Genomic DNA, 24,382 nt, shown 5'->3' with positions numbered 1-24,382 from the left:
AGCACGCGTTTGTCGGGAACTGAGTGATCCTCACGCGCTCGGCCGCCTCTCGGTCTCCCCGTTCTCGGTCGCGATTGGAAGTATGGAGACGCCGGCGCGTGCATTTCAAGCAATCCGCGCAACAACCCGGTAATTCCAACCCGAACGGCCCAGTTGATCACGACAGTTGCATCACCCGGTTCGGCTGTTTGAGTTGCGCGACGGGCCGACGCTTGACCGAATGCAGGTATTGCACAGACGATGCATGAGTCTCCGAACAAGGAGGAGCAAGTGAAGTTGACCTTCCAGGGAACGACGTCGCACGCCGGTACCTGCCCCACGCTGTACAGCACCGACCAGGGAACCTACGTCGTCCAGGGCTACAAGGTCACCGATCCGGAAGCGCTTGCCGCACTTAGGGAGCGCGGTCTTCCCGACCACGAGACCGCCGTTGAGGTTCCAGCTGCTCTGCTCGACTTCGTGCCGAAGGCGACGCCGTGAGTACCTGGGTGTTACCCGGCGCGGAGTTCGAGGAACTCCTGCGCTCGTTCCGGCACCGGGCATGGCGGTGGGAATGCCAGGGCACCTACCGCCAGCCCGCCGAAGCCGAACCCTGGCGCCGCTGGCGGGCCGGCGAACCGGACGACCTGACCTGGCTGCGGCCCTGGCTCGAGGAGGTCGCGGCCGCGACCCGCGCGGGCCGGATCTTCTCCCGGGTCCGGGTCTTCCGGGAGCCACCCACCGAATACCAGCGCTGGCAGCTCGACGTCAGCCCGGCCAACATCGCCGCCGGTGAGGACCTGCGGGTCCTCACCCAGGCCGAGGCGGACGCGCTGGGCCTGCCAGCCCGCGATTTCTGGCTCTTCGACGAGACCAAGGTCGCGTTGATGCACTTCGAGAACCAGCGCTTCGCTGGCACCGAGATCATCGCCAGCCCGGGGGAGGTGAACCGGTATCGGGCCTGGCGGGACATCGCATGCGATCATGCGATTCCGCTGATGGTTTACCTGCACGACCTGACCCAGAGGAGCCGGTGACCGACTTCGACACTCGCCGCCTGGCGTTCGGCGACGCGCTGCGTCGGCTGCGCCTCGCGGCCGGGCTGTCCGGGAAACAGCTCGCTCAGCAAGCCGGGTGGACGTCGTCCAAAGTCTCGCGGGTGGAGACGGCGAAGCAGTCCGTCTCCGACGCGGACGTGGTCACCTACTGCCGGCTGACCGATGCTGCCGACGATGTGGTGGCCGAGCTGCGGCAGGAGCTGCGCGAGATCCGCATCGAGGCAGCGAGCTGGAAGCGCCAGCTGCGCACCGGGAATCGCGCCCGACAGGAGTACAGCCAGCAGCTCGAGCACGGCGCCGAGCGCATCCGGCTGTTCGAAATCGCGCTGGTACCCGGTCTGGTGCAGACCGCCGAGTACGCCCGGCACGTCTTCGAGGTGGTTGCGGACCTGCACCAGAGCCCGAGGGACGTCACCGAGTCGGTCGAACGGCGAATGTCCCGCCAGAGCGTGCTTTTCAGCCCGCGGACGGCGGTCGAGATCCTTTGTTCGGAGGCCGCGCTGCGGCATCCCATCGCCCCGCCCCAGGTCATGGTCGCCCAGCTGGACCGGCTGCTGGCCCTCGCCGGCATGTCGACGATGCGACTAGCGATCCTGCCGCTGGACGCGCAGCTGACGGCGGTTCCGCTGCACGGCTTCGTCATCATCGACGACCTCGCGCTGGTGGAGACGGTCAACACGGAGATGACCGTCACCGAGGCCGGAGAACTGGCGCGGTTCCACCGCCTTTTCGACGCTCTGTCGGCTGCGTCGTTGGCGGATGCTGCGGCCCGCTCGCTTTTGCAGCGGCTCATCGCGCACTACGCCGCGGCCAGCCAGCCGTGAGTCTTTGGGCCGGTCGAGCGGCCCGTCCGCGGCTCCGCCGCGAAACGTCCATTGTGGAAACTACGCCGTCCGTCGAGCGGTGATCCACAGCACCGGGCCGCTGCGGTGAGTGTGCACGGCTCCCACTCCGGCGTCCTGCAGCGACTCGGCAACCTCGGCGGCGTCGAAGAACTCCAGGCCGGACCGCTCGCCGACCAACTTCGCCGCGTGGTGCAGCAGGCTGCCGCGCGGCGTCGGCACCATGACCGCGATCCAGCCGGCGGGGGCGAGCACCCGTGCCATCCCGGCCAGCACCTCGTGCGGGTCGGGGATCAGCTGCAGCGCGGCGAAGCTGGTGACGAGGTCGAAGGTGCCGTCGGGGAACGGTAGCTCGCGCGCGTCGGCGCGAATGAACCCGACGTTGCCGGTGCTCTCGGTGCGGGCGGCCCGCGCGAGCATCGCCCCGGAGACGTCGATGCCGATCGCGAGCCCGGTCGGGCCGACGGCGCTCCCCATCCGGGCGGTGACGTTGCCGGGCCCGCAGCCGATGTCCAGCACCCGCCCACCGGCGGGCGGATGCGCCCGGGTGGGCAGCCCGAACCACATCGGGAGCACGCGCCGGGCGAGTGACTGCGCGTGGTCGTAGAGGGCCGAACCGGCGCTCGATTCCCAGAACGACTGGATCGGGCCGGACGGCGCCTCGCCCTGCGCGCCGAGCAGGTCCAGGTATCCGCGACTGGTGTCCGGATGCTCCGGTGCGGGCGTCAACAACGGCAGCACCCGCTCGAAAACCGCAGGCACGGACTGGTCGGTCATGCGCACCTCCCGCTGGTCGGCACCACCCAGCCTAGGGTGACGGCGCCACCAGTGGCCAGTCGTCCGGGCCGGACGCCGCAGGGCCTGCACCGCCCCGGCGAAATTTCCCGGTTCGAGATCTTCACAGCGCGCGTTCCAGGGGAGAGGATTTACCGGCTTCGGCGCCGTTCGCGCTGTCCACCCGGTCATCGAGGAGTGCCCATGTCTACCGCTGTCAGCTCGCCACCCACCGCGGTGCCCAAGGGGCGCATCGTCGCGGCGAGCTTCATCGGCACCGCCATCGAGTTCTACGACTTCTACATCTATGGCACCGCGGCGGCGCTGGTGTTCGGCCACTTGTTCTTCCCGACGTTCTCGCCGCTGGCGGGCACGCTCGCGGCGTTCGCCACCTTCGGCGTCGGGTTCATCGCCAGGCCGGTCGGGGCCGTGGTGTTCGGCCACTTCGGCGATCGCATCGGTCGCAAGACGATGCTGATCGTCTCGCTGCTGCTGATGGGGACCGGCACCGTGGCGATCGGTCTCCTGCCGACATTCGAGACGATCGGCGTCGCGGCGCCGATCTTGCTGGTGACCTGCCGGTTCGTGCAGGGTTTCGGGCTAGGCGGTGAGTGGGGCGGCGCGGTGCTGCTGGCTACCGAGTACGCGCCGGAGGGCAAGCGCGGGCTGTGGTCGAGCTTCCCGCAGGTCGGTCCGGCGGTCGGCTTCGTCATCGCCGGTTCCGCTTTCCTCGTGCTCGGCGGAACCATATCGGAGGCGTCGTTCGACTCGTGGGGCTGGCGGGTGCCGTTCCTGGCCAGCGCGCTGCTGATCATCGTCGGCTACTACATCCGGATGAAGATCGCGGAGACGCCGGTGTTCGAGAAGGCCATGCGGGAGCAGGAAAAGGCCAAGGCGCCGATCGTCGAGGTCTTCAGGCGCCAGCCCAAAACCCTGCTGCTGGCGACCTGTTCGTTCATCCTCGCGCACACGCTGTTCTACACGATCACCACGTTCTCGCTGTCCTACGGTACCGAGGTGCTGCACCTGAGCAAGAACATGCTGCTGATCTGCGCGATGATCGCGGTCGCGGTGATGGGCATCGCCACCCCGGTCCTGGCGATGTACTCGGACCGGGTCGGTCGGCGCCGGGTCTGCCTGGGTGCCGCGATCCTGGCGATCGCGTGGGCGTTCCCGCTGTTCGCCCTGATCAACACGAAGCAGCCGGTGCTGATCGCCATCGGCATGTCGGTGGGCATGATCGCGTTCGCGGCCCTGTTCGCGCCGATGGGCGCATTCCTGCCGGAGCTGTTCGCGACCCGCTACCGCTACACGGGCTCGTCGGTGGCCTACAACGCCAGCAGCATCGTCGGCGGCGGGCTGAGCCCGATCCTGGCCACCCAGTTGATCGCTTGGACCGGCTCGTCGCTGCCGATCTCGGCCTACGTGGCGCTGATCGCCGTGATCTGCGCGGTGTGCGTCTGGTTCATGCGCGAGACCCGCGATGCCGACCTGACCGTCGAACCGACCGAGAGGTAGCGGGGAGCGGGAGTGGTCGTCGGCCACTCCCGGGCCCGCTCAGCGGTGCTCGGGGTTCTCGAAGTGGGGGCGGCAGCCCGCGTCCCACTCCGCGCGCTGGTTGCCGTAGGCAGGGATGCCGCCCGCCCGATCGAGCATCGCCGCCACGTGCATGAGGTTGTAGGTCATGAACGTGGTGTTGCGGTTGGTGAAGTCGTTCTCCCGACCACCGGAATCGGGGTCCAAATAGGACGGACCGGGGCCGATCGAGCCGATCCATCCGGCGTCGGCCTGCGGCGGGATGGTGTAGCCGAGGTGCTGGAGGCTGTAGAGGACGTTCATCGCGCAGTGTTTGACGCCGTCTTCGTTGCCGGTGATCAGGCAGCCGCCGACGCGTCCGTAGTAGGAGTACTGGCCGGCGTCGTTGAGCAGCGACGAGCAGCCGTAGAGCCGTTCGATGACGTGCTTCATCACGGAACTGTTGTCCCCGAGCCAGATCGGACCGGCCAGCACCAGGATGTTCGCGGCCAGGACCCGCTGGTACAGCTGCGGCCATTCATCGGTGGCCCAGCCGTGTTCGGTCATGTCCGGCCAGACACCTACGGCGATGTCGTGGTCGACGGCGCGGATGCTGTCGACCTTGACGCCGCTGCTGCGCATGATTCCCGAGCTGAGTTCGAGCAGGCCTTCGGTGTTGCTGCGCTCCGGCGAGCGCTTGAGCGTGCAGTTGATGAACAGCGCGCGAAGGTTGTCGAAAACTGGTTCGGTCGCCTCGGTCATCGTCCTCGCCCCCCGGCAACGTCTCCCGAGCGGTAAGTGCAGCACCGAGCGCCGCACCGGGCAACTCGCCGAACGGGGGGAGCGGGCGGCGCGAGGAATGTTGATCCAGGTAACACCGATGGCGGGCAGCGTCTAGCGGTGAGGCGGAAGCCCCGGTAATCGTCGGCGGCGATTTCGCGGCAGTGCTCGCGGTAGGTCCCGACGCCGCCGGTCGGCCACGTGCCGGGCGTAGCGCAGGGTCTCCGGCTGCGACCGGTAGCGCTCGGTCCACTGCCATTCCCGTTGCGCGAACCGGGTCCCGAGTAAGTTGCCGTCATGGTCTTGTCAGTATTGCGCTGGTGGGTGTCAAGGCGGCGGAAACTTCGCGGACAGCGGCTTCCGGAGGCGTCTAGTAGTCGGATGATGCGCTCGGAATCGCAGGTTCTGCCAGGGGGTTTCGGATATCCGCTCGGGTTCGCCAGCGGATTCGTGGTCGTCACGGCGTGCATCGCGGTGGACGAGACGGCGCGCCCCTCAGCCGTCGTGGTGCTGCTGGCGATCCTCGTCGCCATCGTCTCGGCCCTCACGACGGTGCCCGCAGCCACCGCGACCGCGGCGGTGTGCTGGGCCTTCTTCGCCACCTTCTCGATCGGCGTGCGAGGTGACCTCACCGTCGACCGGTCGACCGTCGTCGGGCTCTGAATCCTCCTGCTCGCCGCCGTGGTCGGGCTGATCGCGGGCGCTGTGTCGCGCGCGAGACGACGTCACTCGGCTGCGCAGTCCACGCCGTTCGTGCCGGCACCGCGCCAGCCGTCGGTGTGGGAGCGGCTCAGCCACTAGCCGCGCCGGTCACTTCCGGGCTTTCGGGGCGTTCTCGGCGGTCTTGCCCGGGTCGCGTTCGGCGACCGGGGCGAGGATCTCGTCCATGCGCCGCAACAGCTCGGCCTCCAGCTTCACCCCGGAGGCCGCGACGTTCTCGGTGATCTGCTCGGGCCGGGAGGCGCCGATGATGGCCGCCGAGACGTTCGGGTTCTGCAGCACCCAGGCCACCGCCAGCTGCGCCAGTGACAGCCCCGCCTCGTCGGCCAGCGGCTTGAGCAGCTGCACCCGTTCCAATACCTCGTCGCGGAGGAAGCGGGACACGAACGTCGCGCCGCCGTTCTCGTCCGTGGCGCGGGAACCCGCGGGTGGGGCGGCCCCGGGCAGGTACTTGCCGGTGAGCACGCCCTGCGCGATGGGGGACCAGACGATCTGGCCGATGCCCAGCTCCGCCGAGGTCGGCTCCACCTCGTCCTCGATCACCCGCCACAGCGCCGAGTACTGCGGCTGGCTGGACACCAGCGGCACGTGCAGCTCCCGGGCCAGCGCGTGCCCGGCGCGGATCTGCTCGGCGGTCCACTCCGACACCCCGATGTAGAACGCCTTCCCGCTGCGGACCACGTCGGCGAAGGCCTCCATGGTCTCCTCCAGCGGCGTTTCCGGGTCGTAGCGGTGCGCCTGGTACAGGTCGACGTAGTCGGTCTGCAGTCGCCGCAGCGAGGCGTCGATGGACTCCACGATGTGCTTTCGGCTGAGGCCGCGGTCGTTGCGGCCCGGCCCGGTGGGGAAGTAGACCTTGGTGAAGATCTCCAGGCCTGCGCGGCGCTCGCCCCGCAGCGCGCGGCCTAGGACGGCCTCGGCGCGGCCCGCGGCGTAGACGTCGGCGGTGTCGAACGTGGTGATCCCGGCGTCTAGCGCCGCGCGGATGCACGCGGTCGCGGCGTCCTCCTCGACCTGGGATCCGTGGGTGATCCAGTTTCCGTAGGCGAGTTCGCTGATGACCAGGCCGCTGCGGCCGAGATGGCGGAATTCCATGACTCCCCTTCGAACGCGGACGGACGGAGCCGAACTTACCCGGTCGGTCCGGCGCGGGCGACGTGCGTCGCGGAGGCGCCGATCGCGGCGAGCACCGAAATTTTCCTTGCGCAACCGGCGAGTAACGAGCAATGTGTCCGTCGCACGCTCCGGACGGGGCACGACCCCGGACGGCGTGCGGCCTGGCGGGACAACGGGGTCTTGCCAGGCGTCGGTTTCGGGCGGGCGCGGTGGCGCCCGGCCCAGCAAGATCGAAGGGTTCTACGTGCGCCACAAACGGCAGCAACGACCACCTCGCCGTGCCCGCACGACCCCGGTCCTGGGGCGGGCCGGAACGACGCGCGTGCTGCTGAAGGCCGCCTGGCTGGAGCTCCACGCGGTGCTCCAGCGCTGATGCCGGGTGCGGAGGCGTCGCCGCCCCCGCACCGTCAGGCGTCCTTGGTGACCACGCGCGCGATGGTGGCGGACAGGCCGATCAGCAGGTAGCACCCCGCGCGGAACAGGCCGGTGACCAGCGTGTCGCCGCTCATCGGATCGCGCAGCACGTCCATCACCGCCGACCAGTCCGTGGTGATCAACACCGGCTGCAACCAGTCCAGGGCCGGGATCGTGCCGAGCACACCGAACACGATCAGGCCGCCCATGGTGGCGGCCATGACCACCAGCGGGTGCTCGGTGAGCGACGAGATCGCCAGCGCGGCCGCCCCCACGGCGGCCATCTGCACCGCGGACCACCCGGCCGCCAGCGCCACCCGGCCCAGCGCCGAACCGATCGGCAGCGTGGTCCCCGAGAGCGTGACCATGCCGTCGCCGCCGACGATGACGAGTCCGGTCAGGACACCGCTGACGGCGACGACGGTCACCGCGAGCACCGCCAGCACCAGCACGCCGAAGGCCTTGATGCCGACCAGCCGCACCCTGCCCACGGGAGCGAGCAGCAGGCCGCGCAGCGTGCCGTGCGAAGCCTCGCCGGCCAGCGCGTCCGCCGCGACCATCGCCACCACCAGCGGCAGTAGCAACGACTGCGCGAGCACGAGGGCCGCGACCGGCAGCACCAGCCCGTTCCCGGCCACGGCGGCGAGGATCGAACCGCCGCCGCGGCTGCCGGGCCCGCCGGTGACGGCGATCGCGGTGCCGAGCAGCACCGGAAGGCCTGCGAGCAGCAGGAGCGCCAGCAGGTTGCGTGGCCGCCGCAGCACCCATCGCAGCTCGGCGAGCAGGACTCGGCCCAGCGGGGCCGATGTCCGCGTTATTGTCGTGACTGCAGCTGTCGCCGTCACCTGATCTCCAATCGGCAGATGTCCCGGCCTTCAGGCCGCGGCGGAGCCGATCCCTCGTGTCCGGTCGTGTAGTGACCGGCTATGCTGATCAACGTGCTGAGCGAGAACCAAGCCAGCATCAAAGACCTCCTTTGTCGGGGGCCGGGCGGGTTCCGTCCCGGCTGGCGTTGCGGACGTCAGACTTACTTGCCTCCTAGGCAAGTAAGCAGTCCGAGCCAGGAATCTTCCGCGTTCACACCGGAGAGGGTTCAAAGTTCCTCCTCGGTCAACCGGGCGAAGAGGTCCTCCAGCCCGGTCCGGGCCCGGCGCGCTTCCTGCACCGGCACCCCGGCGTGCACGAGCATCGCTACTACCTCGGATGAGTCTACATCGGACAATTCGACGCGGACTGCTCCGCTTTCCTCCCGCGCCGCCACGCCCTTGTCGTGTAGTGTCGCCACGGCTCTGGAAACGTCCGGTGTGGACACCACGAGGTGCGGAGCGCCGGACTCCAGCATGGCGGCCAGCTCGCCCTGCGCGACCAGCGAACCCCGGTGCAGCACCGCGGCGTGCGTGCAGGTCGCCTCGATCTCGGCGAGCAGGTGCGAGGACACCAGCACGGTCGTACCCGCCTCGTGTAGTTCCGCGATGATCCGGCGGATCTCCCGGGTGCCTGCCGGGTCCAGGCCGTTGGTGGGCTCGTCGAGCACAACCAGCTCGCGCGGCACCAGCAGGGCTGCAGCCAGGCCCAACCGCTGCTTCATGCCGAGCGAGTAGCCCCGGTACCGCCGTCCGGCGGCGGCGTCCAACCCGACGCGTTCCAGCGCTTGTCCGACCACCCCGCGGATCTCCGGACCGCGCAGCGCCGGTTCCATCGCCGCGCTGCGGAGCAGGTTCTCCCGACCGGACAGGAACGGGTGGAAGCCGGGCCCTTCGACCAGCGCGCCGACCCGCGGCAGCACCCGTCCGCTGTGCTCCGGCAACCGGTGGCCCAGCAGCTCGACCTCCCCCGAAGTGGGGGCGGTGAGGCCGAGCAGCATCCGGATCGTGGTCGTCTTGCCCGAACCGTTGGGGCCGAGCACGCCGACCACCCCGCCGCGCGGCACCGCGAGGTCGACGCCCGCTACTGCGACGGTCTTGCCGTACGTCTTGCGCAGGCCCACGGTCCGCGCGGCGAGATCGCCCGCGGTGGGGGCGGCCGCAGCCGCCCCCACCGCTTCGACTGCGTTCGTCATCACGCCTCGCCGAGAGCGGCGGTGAGCACCTGCTCCGGCACCGCGCCGGCCGCGACCCGGCCGTCGGAGGTCAGCAGGGCGTTGCCCGCCGCGGTCCCGATGATCCAGCCGTTGCCCCACGGCCCGCTGATCGGTTTGCCGACCCGCTCGGCGATCTGGCGCGGGTCCTGGCCGTTCTGCTTCTCCTGCTGCGGCAGCTGAGCCACCAGGACCGAATCCCAGCCGTCGCCGACGACCTTGTGCTCGCCCTGCGGGTGGGCCGGGCGCTGCTGGGGCGAGTGCTCGGCCTTGCCGTCCTCCACCTTCGCGCCTGCGGGCGGGGTGAACTGGAACAGGGACGGGTCCGGCGTGCTCATGTCGACGCTGCTGAATCCGACCTGCAGCGCCGGGTCGTTCGAGCCGTTGGTGAGCACCGAGAGCTCCAGCGGAACGCGCTTCTCCGCGTCCACCGCGACCCGCACCTCGCGCAGCAACGTGCGCTCGGTCGGCTTCGGCGTCAAGACCAGTTCGTAGGCGTCGCGGCCAGCGATGCTGGCCGTGCCGTCCACCTTGACGTCGCTGGTCTGGCGGAGCTTGTCGATGATCTCGCGCGCCGTCGCAGCAGGGTCAGCCGGGGCCGCGTGCTCTGCCGCTTCCGGCGCGTGCTCGGGGGAGCGGACGACCTTCTGCTCGGCGGAGTCCCACTTCCACACCGTCGAGCCGTCGTTGACGACGGTCAGCTCACCGTTGTGCGAGGGAACCGAAACGCGGTGGCGGCCTTGGCCGTCGGCCCACACCTGGAACTTGCTGGTTCCGTTGGCGAGCATCTCGGAGGCCTGCCCCGCGCCGGGGATCGCGGGTAATCCGAGCGCGTTGTCCACCTCCACGGTGGCGGTCAGCGCCGGTGGCTGAGCCCGCATCACCGACTCCACCAGCTGCTCCGGTGCCACCTCAGGCAGCGCCGGGGCGGCACCCGCGCCGGCGGGCAGCGCCAGCATGGTCAAGCCCAGGACGCCCGCCGCGGCACCGGCGGTCGCCGCGTAAGCAACGTGCTTGCGTTTCATCAGATCCTCCTGTCGGGTCCTGTGACCAAGGGTGTCTGAAGGCAGCTGAGATAACGCTGAGAGCGGCCCGCAGGCTGAGAACCGGCTCAGGCTGGTGCTTCGCGAGCGGACCTGAGATAGTTCATGTATTGATCAGTTCGGAATGGGGGTGCGATGGCCGCGAACGAGCTGGACTTCTGGTCCTTCGTCGAACTGGCGAACCATAGGTTGGCGACGGAGTACGGCTTCCGGCACCAGTTGGCCACCGAGGTGCTACTGACGCTCAACCGGGCGTCCAACATCGTCACCTACGACCTGGAGGCGGCGGTGCACCGGCCCCGCGGCCGGTCCTGGTCGGGCTTCCGGCTGCTGTTCGTCACCTGGCTGGCCGGCCCGCTGGAGGCAAAGAAGGCGGCCGAGCTGACCGGGATGAGCCGGGCCGCGGTGTCGAACCTGACCAAGACGCTGGTCGCCGACGGGCTGCTGGACCGGGCGCCGGGCGAGCGCGACGGCCGTTCGGTGCTGCTGTCGCTGACCGAAGCCGGGCAGCAGGAGATGGTCGAGGTGTTCCGTGCGCAGAACGAGCGGGAGCACGAGTGGACCAGCGTGCTCACGGAGACCGAGCAGCGCATCCTGATCATGCTGCTGGACAAGCTGATCACCAACCGAGACCAGTTCGACATCCGCGGCCGGAACTGATCTGTCCGGCTGTTGCGCGACTGGGCAAGTGGTAAATACATTAACTAAATGGACGTCGGGGCGACGATGCCCTGGACCGTTGCGAGGAGGCGGGGTCGATGGCGTACTACCGGCAGGTCGGCGAGGTGCCGCCGAAGCGGCACACCCAGCACCGCAGGCCGGACGGCGGCCTGTACTACGAGGAGCTGATGGGGGAGGAGGGCTTCTCTAGCGACTCGTCGCTGCTGTACCACCGCAACCTCCCGTCGGCGCTGGTGGACTCGTCGGTCTGGGAGCTGCCCGGCCTGGAGACCGAGCCGAACCACCCGCTGCGGCCGCGGCACCTGAAGCTGCACGACCTCTTCGGCGGCCAGGAGTGGAAGCGCCACGACGTCGTCACCGGCCGCCGGCTGGTCCTGGGCAACGCCGACGTGCGGATTTCCTACGTGGTCGCGGGCGAGGTTTCCCCGCTGTACCGCAACGGGATCGGCGACGAGTGCGTGTACGTCGAATCCGGCGACGGCGTCGTGGAGACGGTGTTCGGCGCGCTGCCGTTCCGGCAGGGCGACTACGTGATCCTGCCCAGGGCGACCACGCACCGCTGGCTGCCGCAGGGCGACGAGCCGGTGCGGGCGTACTGCATCGAGGCCAACTCGCACATCACGCCGCCGCGCCGGTACCTGTCGAAGTTCGGCCAGCTGCTGGAACACTCGCCGTACTGCGAGCGCGACCTCCACGGCCCCACCGAGCCGGTCCTGGCCGACGGCACCGACGTGGCGGTGCTGGTCAAGCACCGCGGCAGCAGCGGCATCGTCGGCACCCGGTTCGTGTACCCGGAGCACCCGTTCGACGTGGTCGGCTGGGACGGTTGCCTGTACCCGTACACCTTCAACGTATCCGACTTCGAGCCCATCACCGGCCGCGTGCACCAGCCGCCGCCCGTGCACCAGGTCTTCGAGGGCGACAACTTCGTGGTGTGCAACTTCGTGCCGCGCAAGGTCGACTACCACCCGCTGTCCATCCCGGTGCCGTACTACCACTCCAACGTGGACTCCGACGAGGTGATGTTCTACTGCGGCGGCGACTACGAGGCGCGCAAGGGCTCCGGAATCGGCCAGGGCTCGATCTCCCTGCACCCGGGTGGGCACTCGCACGGGCCGCAGCCCGGGGCGTACGAGCGCAGCATCGGGGTGGAGTTCTTCGACGAGCTGGCGGTCATGATCGACACGTTCCGCCCGCTGGAGCTCGGCGAGGGCGGTCGGGCGGCCGAAGATCCCGGCTACGCCTGGACCTGGGCGGGACGGGGGCCGAAGCAGTGAGCGTGCCCGATTTCGCGAACTCGTTGTGCGATGACGCCGCGGTGTTCCCGCCCGGCCTTTCGCCGCTGCCCGAAGCCGTAGCCGCGCACGCCAGGTACGCGGCTACCCCCTACGCGGAGCTGGTCGGGCCGCTGGTCCTCGCGGCACCGGCGCTCGCGGAGCTCGGCGGACTGCTCGAAACCGGCGGGACGCTCCGCCTCTCGGTCACCGCGCCGAACGGGCCGCGGCAGCTCCCGGCCGTGTTCGCGGCGGCCGAATCGCTGCCGGTGTGCCTGCGGGCGCTGGAGGTCGCGGTGCCCCCCGGGCAGGCTCCCGTGGAGTTCTTCGCAGAGCTCGACGGGGCCTGCCCGGCGGCCGACGACGTGACCGTATTCGTCGAGGTACCCCGGGACGAGCGGCGCCCGGAGGTCATCGCCACCTGCGCGTCGACCCGCTACCAGGCAAAGTTCCGCACCGGCGGGGTGAAGGCCGAGCTTTACCCGGACGAGGCCGAACTGGCCGCCGCGATCCGGGCGGTCGTCGACGCCCGGGTGCCGTTCAAGGCGACCGCCGGACTGCACCACGCGATCCGCAACACCGACCCGAACACCGGCTTCGAGCAGCACGGCTACCTGAACCTGCTGCTGGCCACCGATGCGGCCGTGGACTTCGCCGACGAAACCGAGATCGCCGCCGTCCTCGCCGAACGGGACGAGCGCAAGATCGCAGAACGCGTCGCGAACCTGGACACCGCGCGGGTCGCGGCCGCCCGCGAGTTGTTCCTGTCCTTCGGCACGTGCAGCATCATCGAGCCGCTGACCGAGTTGATCGACCTGGGCCTGGTGCCGGCCCAGGTCCTTAGCGGAGAAGGAGCCGATTCTTGACCATGATCGACATCCCGGGCGGTTCGTTGTTCGGGCTCGACAACCTGCCCTACGGCGTGTTCTCCACGGCCGGCACCGAGCCGCGCGTCGGCGTCCGTGTCGGCGAGTCCGTTGTGGACTTGGCGGTGGCGCTGGGCGACGCGGTCTTCGCGCAACCGACGCTGAACGCGTTCATGGCGCAGGGGCACGCCAGGTGGGTGCAGGTGCGGCAGCAGATCACCGAACTAGTGTCGGGCGATGTGCCGGATGCGGCGGTGCGCCCCGTCGCCGGGGTGACCATGCACCTGCCCATCGAGGTCGCCGACTTCGTCGACTTCTACGCCTCCGAGCACCACGCGTCGAACCTGGGCCGGCTGTTCCGGCCGAACGCCGAACCGCTGATGCCGAACTGGAAGCACCTTCCGGTCGGCTACCACGGGCGTAGTGGAACGGTTGTGGTGTCGGGCACCGACGTCGTCCGCCCCAGCGGCCAGCGCAAGGCGCCGGATGAGGACGTGCCGACGTTCGGCCCGTGCCGCCGCCTGGACATCGAGGCCGAGCTCGGTTTCGTCGTCGGCACCGGCTCCGAGCTGGGCACCGTCGTTTCTGCCGAGGACTTCGCCACCCGGGTATTCGGCGCGGTGCTCGTCAACGACTGGTCGGCGCGCGACATCCAGGCGTGGGAGTACGTGCCGCTGGGCCCGTTCCTGGGCAAGAGCTTCGCCACGTCGATCTCGGCATGGGTGGTGCCGCTGCTCGCACTGGGAGCCGCGCGCGTCCCGATCCCGGCCCAGGACCCGAAACCCCTGCCGTACCTGCAGGAAGCCGAACCGTGGGGCCTGGACATCGACCTGGCGGTGTCCTGGAACGGCCACGAGGTCGCCCGCCCGCCGTACCGGGAGATGTACTGGTCCCCGGCCCAGATGCTGGCGCACATGACGGTCAACGGAGCCACCAGTCGAACTGGGGACCTCTACGCGTCCGGCACGATCTCGGGCCCGGAGAAGGACCAGCGCGGAGCGTTCATCGAGCTCACTTGGGGAGGGAAGGAACCCGTCCAGGTCGGCGGCGAGCAGCGCACGTTCCTCCAGGACGGCGACGAAGTGACGATCACGGCCACGGCCCCGGGGCCCGACGGCACCCGCCTCGGATTCGGCGAAGTTTCCGGTCGGATCCGCCCCGCCCGTTGAAATAGGTTGTACGGGTACCCGAGCCGACAAGCTCGTGAGTGCGTAACCGGGCTGGAGCCGTGTTACGTACTCACGAGCTTTGTGCCGGGCAGTGCGGGCAGGCGTGGTGTGCACCTGCCCAACCTTCTCGACGCAGCACTGCCAAAACCTCTTGGGCCACCGCGCACGGGTTTTTGCGGACATCGTGCCAGCCGTACACCAGCCGAGCCCTGCCGGCGAGTTCGGCCGCGTTGTCGCGGCGTCGATCCCGGAACGCTATGCGCTTGGTCGCGTGGAACTCCCGGCCATCCAGTCGAACGGTCAGCGGCACGCCCGAGGCGTCGTAGACGACGTCCTCCCATAGGACGATGTCGTCCACGACGAACGGCGACTGCCGCCGGGCGGTCGGAAGTCCGTGCGCCTGTTCCACACTCCGCAGGTATTCCGCCTCCAGAACGGAAACGGCGCCCCCGGCCAGCAGTTCAAGCGCCTGCTTCACTGCTTTGCGGTGGCGGTACGGTGGCCGGTTCTCAACTTGTTCGTGCACCCGCCACAGCGCGATCTGATTCGCACCGATCAACTGAACCACGAGATCACGGGCCTGGTCTGCCGTCGGTTCGGCCGCGGCCAGATCGATGACGGTGTCCTCCCTGCTCGTTCTCGGCGGGTCAGACGGCGCGATGATGTGCTGGAATGCGCGCGAGCGGTGCACGTGGACAAAGGGCAGTTGCGAAACCGCGGAATGCTTGTAGGGCACCGTGATGTGCACTGGCGCATCCTCGGCCACCGGCAGCATCCCCCACTCTTCGGCCGCAGTGCGGTGGCTCAGCACTGTCCACGGTCCCCCGTACCGAAGTGCGGCACTGATCAACGACGACCTCGGCAGCGGCCCGGTGAAGACCGCGTAGACATCGGGGACCACTCGCTGCCACCGCTGCGCCTCGATCTGCGCCTGGGGAAACTCCCTCGGTAGGCCGAATTCACGGATCTGCGCGCCGGAAACCACACCGTGCTGGCTGTCCACCAGCTTTGCCCAGCGCTCCCGGTCCTCGGCGGAGAGCGATACGTAACGGGAGCACTTCAGGTTGTTCGACATAGTTCCAAGATCCACGTCGACGCAGAGCTCCACCAGCGCATTCCGGGTATCTGTGGACTACTCGCCCACCTGTGGAGAAGTCGTGAGTGCGCAGCCGACCTGGAACCCGGTTACGCACTCACGACCCGCCGGAGCAGCAGCCAGGCCACGTTCGCCGCGGCGGTCGACTGGTCGCCCGTGCGGGCTGGCTGCCGATCACGGTCCGCGCCGGGGGGAAGCGTGTGATTGCGGTCGGGCTGGGTGGGGTGGTCGTGCACCGTTCGCAGCGTGGCCGCAGCGTCGGGCATTGGTGGTCCGCGCGGCGGTGGACCGGGATGCGCCGGCTCGGGCGTCCGATCGGAATGCTGTTCTGCCACGAAGAACTCGTGCCCTACGTTCTGCGGCGGTGTGCGCAGTCGTGAGTGCGCAGCCGAGCTGGAGCCCGGTTACGTACTCACGACCGATCAGTACCTCATGCCGAAGTCGTAGGGGAAGCGGGGCCGTTGGCGGTCTCCATCGTTGATGGGTTTTGCCGCCGTCGTTGGCCAGTGGCAGCACGTTGCCGTCGTTCTTCAGCAGGACCTGCGACGCGCGGACCGCCTCGCGGGCGAGGTCGCGGTGCTCCGGGCTGCCGACGGTTCTGGTGAAGCTGCGGTCGGTGAAGGGCCGCTCGAACAGGCCGAGCTCGAACTTCTTCGTCAGGATGCGGCGATTGGCGTCGTCGATGCGCGACATCGGCACCCGATCGGCCTCGTCGGCGCGCAGTAGGTCCATGAACTTCTGGCCGGGGTGGGCGCGAACCCGTGGCTGGAGATGCTGCTGGCGGTGTGGGTCGGCGCGGCGATCGGGTGCGTGACGGGGTTCGCGGTTTCAAAGGTCCGCATCCCGTCGTTCGTAGTCACGCTGGGTCTCTTCATCACTTGGTCCGGCGTGGTGCTCCAGCTGGTCGGACCGGGCGGCACGATATCGATCCGGCAGAGCCGGGAACTGCTCGCCGTCGCCAACGGCAGCCTCGGCGTGACGGGCAGCTGGCTGCTATTCCTGTTGGCCGGAGCGGGATACGCCGTCGTGGTGGGCTACCGGCACCTGGCCAAGCTCCGGCACGGGCTCGTCGCGCAACCGACGGTGCTGGTCGTGGCGAAGGTGGCCGCCATTCTCGGGTGCGGCGGCCTCGCGACGTACCTGCTGACCCTGAACCGCTCGCCGCAACCCGAGCTGGCATCGATCCGCGGCGTGCCCTACGTGGTGCCGATCATCTTGTTCCTGCTGGTCGTCGGCACGCACGTGCTGGACCGCACCCGCTACGGCCGGCACCTGCACGCGGTTGGCAACAACCGGGATGCCGCGCACCGAGCCGGGGTGAACGTCGCCAAGATCAGGATGAGCGCGTTCATCGTCTGCTCCTCGGTCGCGGCGCTGGGCGCCATCGTCTACACCTCGAAGGTCGGATCGGTCGACGGCAGCGCGGGCAACGGAAACCTCGTGCTGTTCGCGGTCGGTGCCGCGGTCATCGGCGGCGCCTCGCTGTTCGGCGGGAAGGGCCGCATGCAGGATGCTGTCCTCGGCGGCGCGGTACTGGCCACGGTCCAGAACGGACTGGACCTGCTCGGATTCCAGGCGGCCCCGGTGAACATCATCACCGGCCTGGTCCTGGTGGCCGCCCCGGGCGTGGACGCGCTGTCCCGGCGGCGTTCGACGGCGCAGCATGAAGGCTGAGCGGGGGAGGACGTTGCGCAGCGCAAGCGGTCGCTGTGCTAATGCTTTTCCCAAAGGCGAAGCCCGGAGCAGGCGGAGGATGCGGCCGAGTTGACCACGACACCACACGCGGGAGCGCGGCCCGATGAGGTGCGCCGGCACAACCGGGCGGTACTGCTGCGTCGGCTGCACATCGGCGGGCCCTGCACCAGGACTGCGCTGGCCACTGAGATGGGCCTCAACCGCAGCACCATCAAGGTCCTGATCGACGAGCTGGTCAAGGACGGGCTCGTCGTGGAGCGCGTGCCCGCCCAGCGCAGCGGTGCCGGCCGGCCGTCGCTGCTGGTGCTGCCGCAGCCGCACGCGGCGGTGACGCTGGCGGTCGACATCCGGGTCGAGCAGGTCGCGATGGCCCTGATCGGGCTCGGTGGCGAGATCCTCAACCGGTGCAGCTGGAGCCTCCGCCCGGCCACCCGGAATCCGCGCGAGGTCTTCACCAAGATCGTCGACAACAGCGCGGTGCTCATCGAGGAGGCTGGCGTCGACGTCGTGGCGGTCGCGGCGTCGGCGCCCGGCGTGGTGCGCCGCGCGGACGGGATGGTGCGCGAGGCACCGAACCTGCACTGGACCGAAGTGCCGCTCGGCGACTGGCTTTCCAAGGCGCTGGGCGGCCGGCGGGTGGAAGTCGGCAACGACGCGGAACTCAGCGTGCTCGCCGAGCACCTGCGCGGGGCGGCGCGGGGAGTGACCGATGCGGTTTTCGTCGGAGCCGATGTCGGTGTCGGTGGCGGGGTGATCTCCGGCGGCATGCCGTTGCGGGGCAGCGGCGGTTATGTCGGGGAGCTCGGCCACCTGGTGGTGCGGCCGGACGGGCACGAATGCTATTGCGGCAGCAGGGGATGCTGGGAGACCGAGGTGGGAGAGCGGGCCCTGAGCAGGGCGCTGGACCTGCCGGAGGATTCGCCCCGCGGCGTCGTCGTCGCCGAGCTGCACGCGCTGGCGCAACAGCCCGACGAGGTGTTGCAGCGGCTCGGGGAGTTCGGCGAGTGGCTGGCCATCGGGCTGTGCAACGTGGTCAACCTGCTGTGCCCGCAACTGGTGGTGCTCGGTGATCTGTTCACCGCGCTGCCGCGCACGTTGATCGACCACGTTGACAAGCTGCTCTCCGAGCGCAGCCTGGTCAGCCGTGCGATGGGCGGCACCAAGCTCGTCACGTCCTCGCTCGGCGGCGACGGCAAGTTGCTCGGCGCCGCCGAGCTCGCCTTCGAGCAGGTCTTGGCCAGCGGCTGAGCCGAACGGCCGAAACCGTTGCCCCGGCGGGGAAAGCGCACGTTTCGATGCGGTTACGCCGAATCTGCTTGATCAATCAAGCAATCTTCTTCGCGGCGCCTTCCGGTGATATGTTCCTGCGGGCAACATACTGGACCGGAGTCGAACCCGACCCGGTCGAGCACATCTTCTTCGCGTCCTGCGTTCTCGGCACGTCCACTCCGGCGTTCCTGCGAAAAGAGGGACCACTTTGTTCACTGGGAGATGGGACAGTACCCAGGTGCTGGCTCAGGGTCAGCTGCTTGACGCCAACGCGGTGGATTTTGCGTTGTTGGCGTTGTACTTCGCTTTTGTGCTGGGTATTGGGTATTTGGCGCGGCGTGCGGTTTCCACCAGTCTGGACTTTTTCTTGTCGGGGCGGGCGTTGCCGGCGTGGGTGACGGGTTTGGCGTTCATCTCGGCGAATCTGGGTGCGATCGAGATCATCGGTATGTCGGCGAATGGTGCCGAGTACGGGATGCCGACGATGCATTATTTCTGGATCGGTGCGGTGCCGGCCATGCTGTTCTTGGGCGTGGTGATGATGCCGTTCTACTACGGCTCGAAGGTGCGCAGTGTTCCGGAGTTCATGTTGCGGCGGTTCGGGAAGGCGGCGCATCTGGTCAACGGGATCAGTTTCGCGGTGGCGCAGATTTTGATCGCGGGTGTGAACCTGTATTTGCTGGCCAGCATCGTGAATGCGTTGCTGGGTTGGCCGTTGTGGTTGTCGGTGTTGCTGGCGGCGGCGATCGTGTTGTCGTACACGGCGTTGGGCGGGTTGTCGGCGGCGATCTACAACGAGGTGTTGCAGTTCTTCGTGATCGTGGCGGCGTTGTTGCCGTTGACGATCGTGGGGTTGGTGAAGGTCGGCGGTGTGCAAGGTCTGGTGGCGAAGGTGTCGGCGGGTCCGGGGGGTGCGGCGCAGCTGTCGGCGTGGCCGGGCACTCAGTTGACGGGGTTCGACAACAGCGTGCTGAGCGCGGTGGGTCTGGTGTTCGGGTTGGGGTTCGTGCTCAGCTTCGGGTACTGGACGACGAACTTCGTCGAGGTGCAGCGGGCGATGGCGTCCAAGAGCATGTCGGCGGCGCAGCGGACGCCGATCATCGGGTCGTTCCCGAAGATGTTCATCCCGTTCATCGTGGTCATTCCGGGGATGATCGCGGCGGTGCTGATCCCGGAGCTGGCGGCGTACAAGCAGGCCGGTGGCACCGGTGGCGGGGGTGTGGATTACAACGATGCGATCTTGTTGTTGATGCGGGATTTGCTGCCGAACGGGATTCTGGGGATCGCCCTGGCCGGGTTGCTGGCGTCGTTCATGGCGGGGATGGCGGCGAACTTGTCGTCGTTCAACACGGTGTTCACCTATGACATCTGGCAGTCGTACGTGGTGCGGGACCGGGCGGATGGTTATTACCTGCGGATGGGTCGCTGGGTGACGGTGGCGGCGACGCTGGCGGCGGTGGGCACGGCGTTCATCGCGGCGGGTTATTCGAACTTGATGGATTACCTGCAGCAGTTGTTCTCGTTCTTCAACGCGCCGTTGTTCGCGACGTTCATCCTGGGGATGTTCTGGAAGCGGATGACCCCGCATGCGGGGTGGGCGGGTCTGGTGCTGGGCACGGTGTCGGCGGTGGTGGTGTTCGGGCTGTCGGAGTCGGGGGTGCTGGACCTGCCGGGGCAGGGCGCGAGTTTCGTGGGTGCGGGTGTGGCGTTCGTGGTGGACATCGTGGTGAGCGTGGTGGTGTCGTTGGCGACGCGTCCGAAGCCGGAGACGGAGTTGGCGGGGTTGGTGTACTCGTTGACGCCGCGGGCCAGCCGGCAGGCCGCGACCAGTGGGGAGGACGCGGGCTGGTACCGGCGGCCGGGTCTGCTGGCCGGGATCGCCCTGGTCCTGATCATCGCCCTCAACATCGTCTTCGGCTGACGCTGACCGAAGCAGACAAGGAGGTCTTCCCATGGCGAGCCGGGGTTCGGGGCACACCGCTGGTGCCTTCGACATTCGGACGATAATCGCGCTGCTGTTCGGCATCTACGCGGTGGTGCTCATCGTCGTCGGTGCGACGGCCGGCGCTGACGACGTCGCGAAGTCCGGCGGCATCGACATCAACCTCTACTCCGGCATCGGGATGCTCGTCTTCTCCGCTGCCTTCGCCGTCTGGGCGCGGCTGCGACCCATCGCAGCCCCCGCCGCGGACGAGGGGCCGGAGTCCTGAGTAGAAGTCCGATGTGGACATACACGGGTCCAGATGATGTGTGAAGGGCACCTCCTGCGAAGTTGATTGGCGGGGGTGCCCTTCACGCGGAACGGTCTGTCAGGGCTTCGGCACGGAGACGACCATGCCGCGCAGTTCGTAGCCGCCGATCGCGTCGTTGAACGAGACGCGCGGCGGCTTCGACATCTCGACGCCCGGGAGCGCGAGCAGCTTCTTCAGGAAGACGTCGGTTTCCAGGATCGCGATGTTCGCGCCCGGGCACTTGTGCGCGCCGTCCCCGAAGGACAGCCCGGGGGCCGAGGCGTCGTTGAGGGAACGGGCGGGGCACACCGCCAGCGGCTGGTCGCCCACCGCTTGCGGGTCGGTGTTCGTGGCGCTGACCTGGATGTCGATCACCTCGCCGGCCGGGACGGTGACCGTCTCCTCGTCGTCGGTCGGCAGCTCGACAGGGGCGGTGGTGCGCCGCTTGAGGTGGCCGACGACCGGTTCCAGCCGCAGCAACTCGTGCAGGATCGCGAGGCGTTCGGGCTCCTCGGCGGCGCGGTAGCGGTCGAGCAGCGCCTCGTCGGTGAACAGGTGCCACGCGGCGACGCTCACGAACTCGCGGGTGGTGACCATGCCCGCGGCGGCGAAGGTGATGCACTCGCCGAGGATTTCGGCCGACGAGCAGCCCTCGTCCAGCAGGTGTGAGATCAGGTCGTCGCGGCGTTGCTTGCGCCGCGCTCGCACCGCGGGCCGAACGTCGCCGAAATAGATCCCGGACCAGTTGGTGGCCTGCCGCCACACCCAGTAGAGCCCGTGGAGGCTGGTGAAGCCCGGTTTGCCGAACTCCTCGGGGAAGAACCGCTCCAGCCGTTGCTTGAGGCCGGGGCGGCTCTCGGTCAACCCGATCACCGCGCAGGCCACGTCGATGGCGAGGTTGAAGCTCAGCTCCGAGAGCTGCGCCTGCCCGGCCCCGCGGAGCTTCTCGAGCTGGGCGTCCGAGATCCGCTCCATTAGCGCGCGGTAGCTCTCATCCACCCGGCGCGGCGTGAAGTACTTCGCCGTCTGGCGCCGGTGCTCCCGGTGCTCCGGTCCGTCCCGGTACAGCACGGGGCGCCGGATCTTGCCGGGCATCTTCTCGAGCGACTCCACCCCGAGCCCGGCCTGGACGGTGTCGGTGCTGCGCAACGCGGTGCGCGCGGCGGCATAGCTGCGGATCGTCCAGACGCCGTCGGAGCCGCGGCTGACCGGGCAGCCGGTCTCGGGTTCGCCCCGGTCGATCTTGCGTGCGTTCGTCCCGTCGGTCGACATCGGCGGACCGGTCCTTTCCACAGCCGGGTGGTCGAGCATGATCCACTTCTTCTATCAGCCGGGAACGTGCGACGCATCGATCTGCATCGGTTCGTAGCGGAAACTTCACCAGCGACAGCCGGTGTTCAGCCGATCTCCTTCGGTCACCACCAGGCGTGGTCGACGAGGTGGCGCTCGGGGCATGCGGGGCGTGCGGGGACCGTGTGAGTCGCCTAATAGGATGGCGCGAGGTCGGTCTTGAGGAGTTGCGCACGGTGAAGTGGCAGTTCGGTCCTTACCGGGTGGAAGGATTGATCGCGCGGGGTGGGATGGGTGAGATCCTCCGCGCGTACGACACGCGCCACGATCGCATCGTCGCCCTCAAGCTGCTGGCCCAGCACCTCGCGGTCGACGAGGAGTTCCGCGAGCGCTTCAAGCGGGAGGCGCACGCGGCCGGACGGCTCCGTGAGCCGCACGTCATCCCGATCCACGCCTACGGCGAGATCGACGGCCGGCTGTACCTGGACATGCGGCTGGTCGAGGGCAGCGACGTCGGGTCCCTGCTCGCCGCCAACGGCGCGATGCGCCCGACAGATGCGGTGGCGGTGCTGGAACAGATCGCGGAGGCGTTGGACGCCGCGCACCAGGAAGGCCTGGTGCACCGCGACGTAAAGCCGTCGAACATCCTGGTCAGCCACAGCGGTTTCGCCTACCTCGTCGACTTCGGTATCGCCGCGTCGCTGCGCCCCACCGCCTCGCTGACCTCCACCGGCTACACCGTCGGCACGCTCGCCTACATGGCGCCGGAGCGGTTCGACGACGGCCCCGTCGACCACCGGGCAGACGTCTACTCGTTGGCCTGCGTGCTCTACCAATGCCTGACCGGTACGAAGCCGTTCGGCGGGGACACCGCGGCGTCGCTGATCAACGCGCACCTCAACCAGCCGCCGCCGGTGCCGACCGGCGTTCGCGGCGACATCCCGCGCGAATTCGACCAGATCGTCGCGCGCGGCATGGCGAAGGACCCCGCCGAGCGCTTCTCCAGCGCCGGTGAGCTGGCCCGCGCGGCGCGCCAGGCACTGACCAGCGTCACGGCGATCCCGGCGCAGTTCGCGGCGCCGCCAGCGGAACCGATGCACAAGGGCGGCATCGCGCGCTGGGGGTACGTGCTGGGCGGGGTCGGGGTCGTCGCGGTCGTGGCCGGTGCGGTGGCAGTCGCGGCCATGATGCACACCGAGCCGGGCCAGGCGATTCCGGCGGACGAAACCTCGCAGCCGGTAGGGGAGACGATGGCGCCGCCGATCCCCACCCCGTTGCCTTCCAGCGCGCCCCCGTCCCCGCCGCCGTCCTCCCCGCCGGTCCAGCCGCCCGAGCAGAAAACGGAAACGCAAGCTCCCGAGACCCAGGAGCCGTCGGCGGATCCCGAGACACCGCCGTCGAAGCCGATGCAGACCAAGTGGTGCCAGTCGATCAGTTTCAAGGGCGAGGAGCGCGGCACCGGCTGCTTCGAGGCGGTCGGCGACCACCTCTTCGCGCACGACACCAACAAAGACGGCATGTGGATCAAGACCGTGTCGGAAACCGACTACGGTCGCACGGACGAGTGCAAGGACCTGAACAGCGACGGTCCGCCGGTGGACTGCAACCTGGACCTGAGCGAGAAGGGCATGGTCCGCATCAAGATCGAGCTCTGGGACGGCAAGAGCAAGCTCAGCGAGACCGCCTGGTCCAATTTCGTCCCGATCGGCCAGTGACCCTGCGCCGCGCGTTCAGGTGATGGGCCGTAGCCGGGCCGCGGCGATGCGGGTGGAGCTGAACTCCCGGATCGCCGCGGCGGATCACAGCCGGGGATCGACGTGCTCGGATTCCAGTGCCAGCACGGCGAAAACGCACTCATGCACCCGCCACAGCGGCTCGCCCCGCGCGACCCGCTCCAGGCCTTCGAGACCGAGCGCGTACTCGCGGGTCGCCAGGCCGCGTTTGCGGCCGAGGGTCCGCTGGCGGAGGCGCTCCATGTTCGCCGCCTCGGTGTAGTCGGGTCCGTAGGTGATCCGCAGGTACTCCCGGCCGCGCACCTTCACACCCGGCTGGGCCAAGCCGCGCTGCCCCCTGGTGAGGTTCGCCATCGGCTTGACCACCATGCCCTCGCCGCCGCCCCCGGTCAGCTCCTCCCACCACTCGATGCCCGCCGCGGTCGAGGCCGGGTCGGTGGTGTCCACCGCGACCCGGCGGGTGGTGGCGAACAACTCCGGGTCGGTGCCGACGAGCCGGTCCGCCAACGCCAGGTGCCAGCCGTGCTCCACGCCGTGGTAGGTCCGTCCCTCGGTGGCCAACACCTGGAACGGCGCCAGCCGCACGGACTCGGCGAGCGGGGCCAGGGCAGAGCGGACGTACGCCTTGCGGTGCGCCAGGTATCGGTTGCGGCGGGTATCGCCACGGGAAGACCAGCGCCGTACGGGCGCTGGCCAACGTCGGCACCGTAAGGGTCGGCTCGCGGAACGTTTTTACACGTTCGTGAACGGTGCGACCGGT

The 24,382-nt window shown here is 68.9% G+C and carries 23 protein-coding genes and 3 pseudogenes; 16 read left to right on the top strand and 10 right to left on the bottom strand.

The genetic code is table 11. The features are described from left to right. Positions 1–270: 270 nt before the first annotated feature. The 3 genes from ACRXBZ_RS00260 to ACRXBZ_RS00250 are packed head-to-tail and all read left to right on the top strand — an operon-like array spanning position 271 to position 1,861. Complete coding sequence (locus tag ACRXBZ_RS00260) at positions 271–480, top strand: hypothetical protein (RefSeq protein ID WP_433877221.1); 210 nt, start codon at positions 271–273, stop codon at positions 478–480. Further along, positions 477–1,016 (top strand): DUF6879 family protein, encoded by a 540-nt coding sequence (locus ACRXBZ_RS00255; protein ID WP_168588906.1) that lies wholly within the window; start codon positions 477–479, stop codon positions 1,014–1,016. The genes ACRXBZ_RS00260 and ACRXBZ_RS00255 overlap by 4 nt, the downstream gene beginning before the upstream one ends. Beyond that, a complete protein-coding gene (locus tag ACRXBZ_RS00250) occupies positions 1,013–1,861 on the top strand; it encodes a helix-turn-helix domain-containing protein (RefSeq protein ID WP_433877220.1) in 849 nt (282 codons plus the stop codon). The genes ACRXBZ_RS00255 and ACRXBZ_RS00250 overlap by 4 nt, the downstream gene beginning before the upstream one ends. A gap of 60 nt (positions 1,862–1,921) precedes the next feature. On the opposite strand, the gene ACRXBZ_RS00245 is transcribed toward ACRXBZ_RS00250, so the two are convergent. Beyond that, positions 1,922–2,656, bottom strand: a complete 735-nt coding sequence (locus ACRXBZ_RS00245; RefSeq protein ID WP_433877219.1) for a methyltransferase domain-containing protein — start codon at positions 2,654–2,656, stop codon at positions 1,922–1,924. Between the two features lie 201 nt (positions 2,657–2,857). On the opposite strand from ACRXBZ_RS00245, the gene ACRXBZ_RS00240 reads away from it, so the two are divergent. Next, positions 2,858–4,171 (top strand): MFS transporter, encoded by a 1,314-nt coding sequence (locus tag ACRXBZ_RS00240; protein WP_433877218.1) that lies wholly within the window; start codon positions 2,858–2,860, stop codon positions 4,169–4,171. A 39-nt stretch (positions 4,172–4,210) separates the two neighbouring features. Here the strand turns inward: ACRXBZ_RS00240 and ACRXBZ_RS00235 are convergent, their stop codons facing one another. Further along, on the bottom strand, positions 4,211–4,930 hold the full coding sequence (locus tag ACRXBZ_RS00235) for a flavodoxin family protein (RefSeq protein WP_168588902.1): 720 nt from the start codon (positions 4,928–4,930) through the stop codon (positions 4,211–4,213). Between the two features lie 402 nt (positions 4,931–5,332). Between ACRXBZ_RS00235 and ACRXBZ_RS00230 the strand changes: the two genes are divergently transcribed. Beyond that, positions 5,333–5,611, top strand: coding sequence for a hypothetical protein (locus ACRXBZ_RS00230; protein ID WP_433877217.1), 279 nt, complete (start codon positions 5,333–5,335; stop codon positions 5,609–5,611). A 147-nt stretch (positions 5,612–5,758) separates the two neighbouring features. On the opposite strand, the gene ACRXBZ_RS00225 is transcribed toward ACRXBZ_RS00230, so the two are convergent. Then, positions 5,759–6,763 carry an aldo/keto reductase family protein gene (locus tag ACRXBZ_RS00225; protein WP_433877216.1) on the bottom strand — a complete coding sequence of 335 codons (1,005 nt, stop codon included), beginning with the start codon at positions 6,761–6,763 and terminating at the stop codon, positions 5,759–5,761. 133 nt (positions 6,764–6,896) lie between these two features. Between ACRXBZ_RS00225 and ACRXBZ_RS00220 the strand changes: the two genes are divergently transcribed. Beyond that, positions 6,897–7,157 carry a hypothetical protein gene (locus ACRXBZ_RS00220; RefSeq protein ID WP_433877215.1) on the top strand — a complete coding sequence of 87 codons (261 nt, stop codon included), beginning with the start codon at positions 6,897–6,899 and terminating at the stop codon, positions 7,155–7,157. Positions 7,158–7,191: 34 nt separating this feature from the next. Here the strand turns inward: ACRXBZ_RS00220 and ACRXBZ_RS00215 are convergent, their stop codons facing one another. The 3 genes from ACRXBZ_RS00215 to ACRXBZ_RS00205 all read right to left on the bottom strand — a co-directional run bounded on the left by ACRXBZ_RS00215 (position 7,192) and on the right by ACRXBZ_RS00205 (position 10,300). Then, complete coding sequence (locus tag ACRXBZ_RS00215) at positions 7,192–8,043, bottom strand: ABC transporter permease (RefSeq protein WP_433877214.1); 852 nt, start codon at positions 8,041–8,043, stop codon at positions 7,192–7,194. A 248-nt stretch (positions 8,044–8,291) separates the two neighbouring features. Continuing rightward, positions 8,292–9,257 (bottom strand): ABC transporter ATP-binding protein, encoded by a 966-nt coding sequence (locus tag ACRXBZ_RS00210; protein WP_433877213.1) that lies wholly within the window; start codon positions 9,255–9,257, stop codon positions 8,292–8,294. Further along, the gene (locus ACRXBZ_RS00205) at positions 9,257–10,300 is read right to left on the bottom strand and encodes a LolA family protein (RefSeq protein ID WP_433877212.1); all 1,044 of its coding nucleotides are present in this window, start codon (positions 10,298–10,300) and stop codon (positions 9,257–9,259) included. Before ACRXBZ_RS00205 ends, ACRXBZ_RS00210 begins: the two co-directional genes overlap by 1 nt. Positions 10,301–10,453: 153 nt before the next feature. On the opposite strand from ACRXBZ_RS00205, the gene ACRXBZ_RS00200 reads away from it, so the two are divergent. The 4 genes from ACRXBZ_RS00200 to fahA all read left to right on the top strand — a co-directional run bounded on the left by ACRXBZ_RS00200 (position 10,454) and on the right by fahA (position 14,308). Then, a complete protein-coding gene (locus tag ACRXBZ_RS00200) occupies positions 10,454–10,978 on the top strand; it encodes a MarR family winged helix-turn-helix transcriptional regulator (RefSeq protein WP_168588896.1) in 525 nt (174 codons plus the stop codon). Between the two features lie 98 nt (positions 10,979–11,076). Continuing rightward, positions 11,077–12,276, top strand: coding sequence for a homogentisate 1,2-dioxygenase (locus ACRXBZ_RS00195; RefSeq protein ID WP_433877211.1), 1,200 nt, complete (start codon positions 11,077–11,079; stop codon positions 12,274–12,276). Continuing rightward, positions 12,273–13,139 carry a hypothetical protein gene (locus tag ACRXBZ_RS00190; RefSeq protein WP_433877210.1) on the top strand — a complete coding sequence of 289 codons (867 nt, stop codon included), beginning with the start codon at positions 12,273–12,275 and terminating at the stop codon, positions 13,137–13,139. The genes ACRXBZ_RS00195 and ACRXBZ_RS00190 overlap by 4 nt, the downstream gene beginning before the upstream one ends. Further along, on the top strand, positions 13,136–14,308 hold the full coding sequence (fahA, locus tag ACRXBZ_RS00185; RefSeq protein WP_433877209.1) for a fumarylacetoacetase: 1,173 nt from the start codon (positions 13,136–13,138) through the stop codon (positions 14,306–14,308). The genes ACRXBZ_RS00190 and fahA overlap by 4 nt, the downstream gene beginning before the upstream one ends. 70 nt (positions 14,309–14,378) lie before the next feature. Here the strand turns inward: fahA and ACRXBZ_RS00180 are convergent, their stop codons facing one another. Continuing rightward, positions 14,379–15,383 carry a hypothetical protein gene (locus ACRXBZ_RS00180; RefSeq protein WP_433877208.1) on the bottom strand — a complete coding sequence of 335 codons (1,005 nt, stop codon included), beginning with the start codon at positions 15,381–15,383 and terminating at the stop codon, positions 14,379–14,381. 86 nt (positions 15,384–15,469) lie between these two features. Here ACRXBZ_RS00180 and ACRXBZ_RS00175 point away from each other — a divergent pair, with 86 nt between their 5' ends. Beyond that, a complete protein-coding gene (locus ACRXBZ_RS00175; RefSeq protein ID WP_433877207.1) occupies positions 15,470–15,784 on the top strand; it encodes a GNAT family N-acetyltransferase in 315 nt (104 codons plus the stop codon). 106 nt (positions 15,785–15,890) lie between these two features. Here ACRXBZ_RS00175 and ACRXBZ_RS00170 read toward each other — a convergent pair. After that, positions 15,891–16,145, bottom strand: a pseudogene (locus tag ACRXBZ_RS00170) (beta-glucosidase); the annotation flags it as partial. On the opposite strand from ACRXBZ_RS00170, the pseudogene ACRXBZ_RS00165 reads away from it, so the two are divergent. The 4 genes and pseudogenes from ACRXBZ_RS00165 to ACRXBZ_RS00150 all read left to right on the top strand — a co-directional run. Then, positions 16,140–17,078 (top strand): annotated as a pseudogene (locus ACRXBZ_RS00165) (sugar ABC transporter permease); the annotation flags it as partial. The pseudogenes ACRXBZ_RS00170 and ACRXBZ_RS00165 overlap by 6 nt on opposite strands. A gap of 90 nt (positions 17,079–17,168) precedes the next feature. Further along, positions 17,169–18,347 carry an ROK family protein gene (locus tag ACRXBZ_RS00160; RefSeq protein WP_433877206.1) on the top strand — a complete coding sequence of 393 codons (1,179 nt, stop codon included), beginning with the start codon at positions 17,169–17,171 and terminating at the stop codon, positions 18,345–18,347. Positions 18,348–18,606: 259 nt separating this feature from the next. Further along, complete coding sequence (locus ACRXBZ_RS00155) at positions 18,607–20,289, top strand: sodium:solute symporter family protein (protein WP_433877205.1); 1,683 nt, start codon at positions 18,607–18,609, stop codon at positions 20,287–20,289. Between the two features lie 31 nt (positions 20,290–20,320). Beyond that, complete coding sequence (locus ACRXBZ_RS00150) at positions 20,321–20,578, top strand: hypothetical protein (protein WP_433877204.1); 258 nt, start codon at positions 20,321–20,323, stop codon at positions 20,576–20,578. A gap of 99 nt (positions 20,579–20,677) precedes the next feature. Here ACRXBZ_RS00150 and ACRXBZ_RS00145 read toward each other — a convergent pair whose 3' ends face one another. Then, on the bottom strand, positions 20,678–21,910 hold the full coding sequence (locus ACRXBZ_RS00145) for a cytochrome P450 (RefSeq protein WP_433877203.1): 1,233 nt from the start codon (positions 21,908–21,910) through the stop codon (positions 20,678–20,680). A gap of 215 nt (positions 21,911–22,125) precedes the next feature. On the opposite strand from ACRXBZ_RS00145, the gene ACRXBZ_RS00140 reads away from it, so the two are divergent. Further along, positions 22,126–23,604: a serine/threonine-protein kinase gene (locus tag ACRXBZ_RS00140; RefSeq protein WP_433877202.1), complete on the top strand. Its 1,479-nt coding sequence runs from the start codon at positions 22,126–22,128 to the stop codon at positions 23,602–23,604. Between the two features lie 84 nt (positions 23,605–23,688). On the opposite strand, the pseudogene ACRXBZ_RS00135 reads toward ACRXBZ_RS00140, so the two are convergent. After that, positions 23,689–24,294: pseudogene (locus tag ACRXBZ_RS00135) on the bottom strand (polynucleotide kinase-phosphatase); the annotation flags it as partial. Between the last annotated feature and the right edge of the window lie 88 nt (positions 24,295–24,382).

The organism is Saccharopolyspora hattusasensis (assembly GCF_050972075.1).
GTDB lineage: Bacteria > Actinomycetota > Actinomycetes > Mycobacteriales > Pseudonocardiaceae > Saccharopolyspora > Saccharopolyspora hattusasensis.
The sequence above is the reverse complement of the archived record's forward strand: the minus strand, read 5'-3'. Positions and strand labels throughout refer to the sequence as shown.

Coding starts and splice junctions, on each gene's coding strand:
- ACRXBZ_RS00245 (WP_433877219.1), bottom strand. CDS start 2,656: ATGACCGACCAGTCCGTGCCTGCGGTTTTCGAGCGGGTGCTGCCGTTG.
- ACRXBZ_RS00240 (WP_433877218.1), top strand. CDS start 2,858: ATGTCTACCGCTGTCAGCTCGCCACCCACCGCGGTGCCCAAGGGGCGC.
- ACRXBZ_RS00235 (WP_168588902.1), bottom strand. CDS start 4,930: ATGACCGAGGCGACCGAACCAGTTTTCGACAACCTTCGCGCGCTGTTC.
- ACRXBZ_RS00230 (WP_433877217.1), top strand. CDS start 5,333: ATGCGCTCGGAATCGCAGGTTCTGCCAGGGGGTTTCGGATATCCGCTC.
- ACRXBZ_RS00225 (WP_433877216.1), bottom strand. CDS start 6,763: ATGGAATTCCGCCATCTCGGCCGCAGCGGCCTGGTCATCAGCGAACTC.
- ACRXBZ_RS00210 (WP_433877213.1), bottom strand. CDS start 9,257: ATGACGAACGCAGTCGAAGCGGTGGGGGCGGCTGCGGCCGCCCCCACC.
- ACRXBZ_RS00205 (WP_433877212.1), bottom strand. CDS start 10,300: ATGAAACGCAAGCACGTTGCTTACGCGGCGACCGCCGGTGCCGCGGCG.
- ACRXBZ_RS00200 (WP_168588896.1), top strand. CDS start 10,454: ATGGCCGCGAACGAGCTGGACTTCTGGTCCTTCGTCGAACTGGCGAAC.
- ACRXBZ_RS00195 (WP_433877211.1), top strand. CDS start 11,077: ATGGCGTACTACCGGCAGGTCGGCGAGGTGCCGCCGAAGCGGCACACC.
- ACRXBZ_RS00180 (WP_433877208.1), bottom strand. CDS start 15,383: ATGTCGAACAACCTGAAGTGCTCCCGTTACGTATCGCTCTCCGCCGAG.
- ACRXBZ_RS00150 (WP_433877204.1), top strand. CDS start 20,321: ATGGCGAGCCGGGGTTCGGGGCACACCGCTGGTGCCTTCGACATTCGG.
- ACRXBZ_RS00145 (WP_433877203.1), bottom strand. CDS start 21,910: ATGCTCGACCACCCGGCTGTGGAAAGGACCGGTCCGCCGATGTCGACC.